5 protein-coding genes are annotated in these 6445 nt (G+C 36.9%); all 5 read right to left on the bottom strand.

What is annotated here, in order from left to right; translation table 11 throughout:
* Positions 1-107: 107 nt before the first annotated feature.
* Positions 108-1349 carry a site-specific integrase gene (locus D0T53_RS06235; RefSeq protein ID WP_163266158.1) on the bottom strand — a complete coding sequence of 414 codons (1242 nt, stop codon included), beginning with the start codon at positions 1347-1349 and terminating at the stop codon, positions 108-110.
* A 618-nt stretch (positions 1350-1967) separates the two neighbouring features.
* Entirely contained in the window at positions 1968-2546 is a 579-nt protein-coding gene (locus D0T53_RS06230; protein WP_163266156.1) for an LUD domain-containing protein, read from the bottom strand.
* Positions 2536-3936, bottom strand: coding sequence for a lactate utilization protein B (locus tag D0T53_RS06225; RefSeq protein ID WP_163266154.1), 1401 nt, complete (start codon positions 3934-3936; stop codon positions 2536-2538). The genes D0T53_RS06230 and D0T53_RS06225 overlap by 11 nt, the downstream gene beginning before the upstream one ends.
* Positions 3933-4673 (bottom strand): (Fe-S)-binding protein, encoded by a 741-nt coding sequence (locus D0T53_RS06220; protein WP_163266152.1) that lies wholly within the window; start codon positions 4671-4673, stop codon positions 3933-3935. The genes D0T53_RS06225 and D0T53_RS06220 overlap by 4 nt, the downstream gene beginning before the upstream one ends.
* 85 nt (positions 4674-4758) lie before the next feature.
* Positions 4759-6345, bottom strand: coding sequence for an L-lactate permease (locus D0T53_RS06215; RefSeq protein ID WP_370457793.1), 1587 nt, complete (start codon positions 6343-6345; stop codon positions 4759-4761).
* Positions 6346-6445: the final 100 nt, after the last annotated feature.

Raw genomic sequence — 6445 nt, 5'->3', positions numbered from 1 at the left:
CACACATTTTACCTAACTGGTGGTATACTTTTCAATTATTTTAGTGGACTACTTTTCAATTATATTATACACATTATTTGTCAATAAATGTCATATTATTTCATAGGTTATTCATCAAAATTTCTCAAAAACTCATTAGCTTTTTCTTTTTTATGCTCAAGCGGAAATGAGTCCAGATAATTCTTAGTGGTTTCTAAACTAGAATGACCTAAATTTTCAGATATCTCAGCAATATTTACTCCGTTGTTCTTAGAAATAGTTGCATAAGAATGCCTGGCAACGTACGTAGTTAATTTAGAATCAATACCAAGACGAATGGATAATCTTTTCATATAACCATTGATTTGCCTTGTCTTTGTCTTCTTTGCATGATGTTGTTCCAAGTGGGTCATTCCGTGAGTGAAAACATTAAATATATAATTACGCGGGTTTTTGTCTTTATTGCCCCATTTATCTAATACTGATTGTATAGGTTCGGTAATATATACAACAATAGGAGCTTTTTTCTTTGTAGTATTATCTGTCTTTTTTCGAGTAAAGAATATGAAGCCATCATTGATATTTTCATATTTTAATGAAAATACGTCTGCCATATTCATTCCATAGCAATACATACTAAAGAGCCAGATATCACGGGAAAATTCAGCCTCCGGAGATTGCATAACTGCACCTATAATAAGTTTTATGTTATCAGTTGGCAAAGCTTTCTTTATATTCCTACCTTCAGGAATCTCATATTTCTTTTTTTTCTTCGGACCAAACGGATATTGTTTTTCTGTGATGAAACCATCAGTCTTAGCAATATTAATTATTGCTCTAAATGAACGCAAGTATATACCGACAGTTGTTATTGACTTATTTTTACTAATCATCCAATCTTCATACTCTTTTAAGAAAGCAGGAGTAATTTTATTTAATGGTAAATTTGGCGAAAATTTCTTCATAGATTTCATTGCCGTTTCATAAGCCAATGCACTTCCAATCCTTTTTTCCTTTCTTAATTCATCAATATATTTTTGGTATATATTATATATCAGATCCTTCTCGGGCTTTTGAGTGGTAGGTTTATCGTAATATAATGCATTGAATAAATCCAAAGTAAATTCATTTCCTAATTTTTTTATAATTCCGGATGCAATACCCAATTCTTTATCTATCTCAGTTTTAATCTTTATCAAACTATCCAACTTTAATCGGGGACTATTGAGCTTGATCCAATTTTCCTTTGACAGATATATTCTATTTTTTAAAGAATACCGTTTAAATTTACCTTTATCATAATATATCATGAGTTTTACCGGAAATGTTCCGTCCTTTCTAGCATCTCTTGTATCTAAGAGTACACTCATATGTATTTTATTTTGAATATTCATATATCCTAATGTTACAATAAAAAAAGTAATAAGTGAATGATCTAAATTTATTCCATGTATGGATGATACTGATATTTATCCTTATATTTGAGAATAATTAATCTTCCATAACGAATTTTGATTATGAAGAAAAAAGGATTAAAATTGACAAGAAATAAGCCCAATTTTTTCGCCAATTTTTTCGCCAGTTAACTATAATAAAAATACCCATAAAAGGATAAAAAGAAATAATTAACGAATTTCAAAATCCGATATAACTCACTGCTTACTAATACTTAAATGATAAAAAATGAGATAGTAATAAATACAATTTTGAAAACTCATAATCAGGGGGTCCCTGGTTCAAGCCCAGGTGGGACCACAGAAAATGAAGCACTTACATGAATTTGTAGGTGCTTTTTTGTTTCTATATACTACATATTTTATTATAGTTTAAAGGATTACCGTAAAAAATGAAGGAATAAATCAGTTAAAAGATTTTTTTGTTAAAAAAGATGAACCTTATCAATTTAGCCAAATTGGAATAATATTCTTGATGAATACACAGAAATAAAAGATAAAATAGTCTTTTTATTTCTGTGTTATGGAAATTTGCTACACCAAAATAACTGTAACACCTTTTGCGCCATGTGCGCCAACAACCAGAGCCTGTTCTATATCGGCTGTTTTTGAAGGTCCTGAGATGAAAACTCCGAAACCTTTATCGCTAAACCCGATGTTCTGATAAGCTTCGTGCATGTTATTTACAATGTTTTTTCTGTCGAGTATTATAACCAGATATTCCGAAATAAAGTAAACAACTTTCTGCCTTACATTCTGAGGAATCCATACACACCCGTTTTCGGCTACACCTATTTCACCTCTCACTATGCCTAAATCTACTCCGTTCAGATAATGAGGATCATCAACATTATCGGGATTTATAGTTTTTATTTTTATTTCAGGAAGATTAGAAGCAATAACCTTTGCATCGGGGTATAGCTTTTCAATTACGTCGTTTATGTTCTCTCCGGCTTGCAGTAAACGGGCTTCACCTCCCACTTGTTTACTTACCTCGATAAACTTTGCTGTTTTATCCTGAAACTTTATAGCATCTATTTCTATATCGGGCATATCGTATGTTGTTTTAATATGCCGCTTCACATTGCTCAAAATATCTTGTTTACTGCTCATTTTCGTCTTTTTTAGAGGTTGACTTCTGTACTTTACCCTTTTTCCACATGCTTGAGAACGATTCATTTGCAAATTCAGGCAATTCCCGACCTTTTCCCCAATCATTTAGCCCGTTATATTTCATAAAACGGGGAAGATGGTTTACTACAGGAGATATACCTAGCCCAAAGCGGAATAAACCGGGATGTGTGAACATAAATTTCATTCCGCCCGACATGATTTTTTTCATCGCATCGGCTTTTCCTAACGAATCAAGGTCTTGCCGCCAGCGATATATCTGATCCGCCAGATCGATCTTAACAGGGCAAACATTGTTACAGGAATAGCATAACGAGCATGCCGAAACGTTATCAGAATACTTTTCGGGCGATTTAAGCATTCCAAGGTTTATGCCAATTGGTCCGGGAATGAAGTAAGTGTAGGAATACCCGCCGCTTCTACGATATACAGGACAAGTATTCATGCATGCACCACAGCGGATACATTTTAACGCCATTATATGTTCGTCGTTACTGATAATCTCGCTCCGTCCGTTATCAACTATAATGATGTGCATTTCGGAACCTTCGCGGGGCTTGCGGTAGTGAGATGTATAAGTGGTAACAGGCTGCCCCGTTGCCGAACGAGCTAAAAGCCGCGTATAAACCGCAAGCGATTTAAGGTTGGGAATAATTTTCTCCATCCCCATTGATACTATATGCACTTTAGGCAACGATGTTCCCATATCGGCATTGCCTTCGTTAGTACAAACTACTACATCGCCTGTTTCGGCTACTCCAAAGTTTGCCCCTGTCATAGCAACATCGGCCGTAAGAAACTCATTCCTCAAATGTTTACGTGCGGCATGAGTAAGGTAAGTAGGGTCACTGTTTCCTTTCTCGGTGTCCATTTTTTCTTCGAAAAGCTTACCCACTTCTTCACGCTTCAAATGAATTGCAGGCATTACAATATGGCTGGGCGGCTCGTTCAGCAATTGCAATATGCGTTCGCCTAAATCGCTTTCAACAACATCAAATCCTTTATCTATCAGAAAATTATTCAAATGACATTCTTCCGTCAGCATCGATTTGCTTTTCACCAGCTTTTTGGCATTATGATCCAATAATATTCCGTGTACAATCTCGTTATGTTCTTCCGCATCTTTTGCCCAATGCACAATAATTCCATTCTCTTCCGCATTACGGGTAAACTCTTCAAGATAACGATCGAGATGTGTAATGGTATGCAGTTTTATTTTACTTGCCAACTCGCGCAACTCTTCCCATTCCGGTATCTGCATCGCAAGCCTGTCTCTTTTCTCCCGTACAAGCCACAATGTTTCGTTATGCCATGCAGCCTGTTCCTTATTCTCAAGAAAGCGATCGGCTGCTTTTGTATGTTTTGTACTCATAAGCCTGCTGATAAAATTTCGATAACATGAATTACTTTGATAGGGTGCTGTTCTCTTTTTATAATACCCTGCATATGCATCAGACACGAACTGTCGGCACCGGTTATATATTCGGCACCGGTAGCCATATGATTTTTTATTTTGTCCTGCCCCATACAAACCGATACGCTCTGTTCCTCTATGGCAAACATTCCTCCAAAACCACAACATTCGTCAACCTTTTGTGGCTCAAGAATCTCGATTCCCTCTACTTTCGACAGCAAATCTTTTATCTTGGAATAACGGGGAATATTGAGTTCGCTGGGCGAAGAAAGATGCAATTCACGAAGTCCATGACAACTGTTATGTACACTCACTTTGTGAGGAAACTTACCCGGAAGTTTGTCGACTTTCAATATATCATGAATAAATTCGCATACATCGTATATTATACCACTTGTTCGGCACAAATGTCCTTCTTTTTCCATTATACGCGGATAATTTTCCTTGACAAATGCAACACAGCTTCCCGATGGAGCAACTATATAATCGTATTTTTCGAATTGCTTCTCAAACTGTTTTGCCAATGGTAAAGCTTCGTCTTCGAAACCCGCATTTGCCATTGGTTGTCCGCAACAAGTCTGATCGATGGGATAATCAAGGTCTACTCCCAAATGAGTTAGTAACTTATATGTCGCAACTCCTACCTCGGGATATATTGCGTTCACATAGCATGGTATAAACAGTCCTACTTTCATTAGCTATATGTTTTTTAGTTGAAGGTTTTAAAGTATTATAACATTCCCACCTTCAAAAGGTTTTTAGATAAAGGTATATATTGTCCTATGCAAAATAATAAGCCATAAATCCGGCAATAATAATGTAGCCTATCGCATACGGTAAGGCTTTTTTCAATATTTCGCCCTCTTTGCCCTGTTGCCCTATCGCCGAAGTTGCAATTGCAATACTCTGAGGCGATATTATTTTACCACCTGTTGCTCCAACGGTATTAGCCGCCGCTAACCAACCGGGCTTGGCACCTATCTGATCGGCTACTGTTGTTTGCAATTTGCCGAACAGTATGTTTGACGACGTATCGCTACCCGTGAGAAATGTTCCAAGGCAACCTATAGTAGGTGCGAAAAACGGATATAACGAGCCTGTAGCTAAAGCTAAGGCGACGCCCAACACTGTTATCATACCGGAAAAGTCCATTATCGTCGATAGCCCGATAAGACACGATACTGTTATTATAGTTTTCTTCATCAGCACGAGTGTCCGCCATAGCAAAGATAATAATTCCCTGATTTTTGCACCCTGAATTAAACCTCCAATCACAGAGCCCAGAAACAATAATGTACCCGAATCCGTAAGCCACGAAATGTGGTGTATTTTTTGAATGCCATTAATCTCGAACGGGATATTTGTTGTTGCTATATGTTGCAAAGCTTCGCGGAAAGAAGGAAATAGGGGGCTGGTTATTATAACCAGCAATAAAATGAAAGCGTATACACTCCACGCAGCAAAAGACTGTTTCAGTGTATATTTATTTTTTACAACAGCAGATTTAGCTTGCTCTTGTTCCTCATTCTCATCATGTTTATGCTCGGTTAATTTTCCAAAAATAATTATTGTAACAATCGATGCCAAACTTCCTATAATAGCCGGAGTTTCGGGCCCTATACGCAGAGCCGCCATGTATTGAGAGCCCAACGAAACACTTCCGACAATAATGCTTATAATGAAATTTTTTGGCAATGCCTTTAACTTCGGATTAGTCATCACTACCAGTATAAAGGGTACGATAAACATTAAAGGCGACAATTGCGAAACAATATTTGCACTTAGTTCGTGCAGATCGTTAAAGCCCGATTCTATTGCAAGTGCCTTAACAGGAGTGCCTATTGCTCCAAATGCTGTTGAAACACTATTTGCTATCAGGCAAGCTACAGCCGAAAAAACGGGTTTAAAACCAAGGCTTATAAGTATAGCGGCAGGGATGGCTACAGCAGTTCCAAATCCTGCCATACCTTCAAGCAATCCGCCAAATCCCCATGCCAATAATAATACTTGCATACTTTTATCGCTCGATATCGACGAAAATTGCTCTTTTATAATCTCCATGTTCTTGGTAGACACCAACACATTATAGCTGAAAATAGCCATTAGTATGATTATCAATATCGGGAAGATGGCTTTAACCACCCCGTATAAAAAAGCGACTCCCGTGTCGGCAGCAGATAAATCAAATGCAAAAATAGCGATAAAAACTGTTGCTAATAAAGTTATGAGCGCGCTTTTATCGCCATGCAACTTTAATACGCCCAGTAGTACAATAAGCAGTAAAACAGGCGTAGCAGCAAGCAAGATACTAAAGCCACTCGGAGTAGCTAAAGCCGGCTGTAACAATATATTTGTGAAAATATTCACGAACCAAACATTTTAAAGAATGGATCTATACAAAAGATTCCCAAATTTTGAAAATACATCTATTTATTAAATTAACAAAATAATGACATCATTGTTTTAG

It is taken from the genome of Dysgonomonas sp. 216, assembly GCF_010501065.1.
Lineage (GTDB): Bacteria > Bacteroidota > Bacteroidia > Bacteroidales > Dysgonomonadaceae > QVMM01.
The sequence above is the reverse complement of the archived record's forward strand: the minus strand, read 5'-3'. Positions and strand labels throughout refer to the sequence as shown.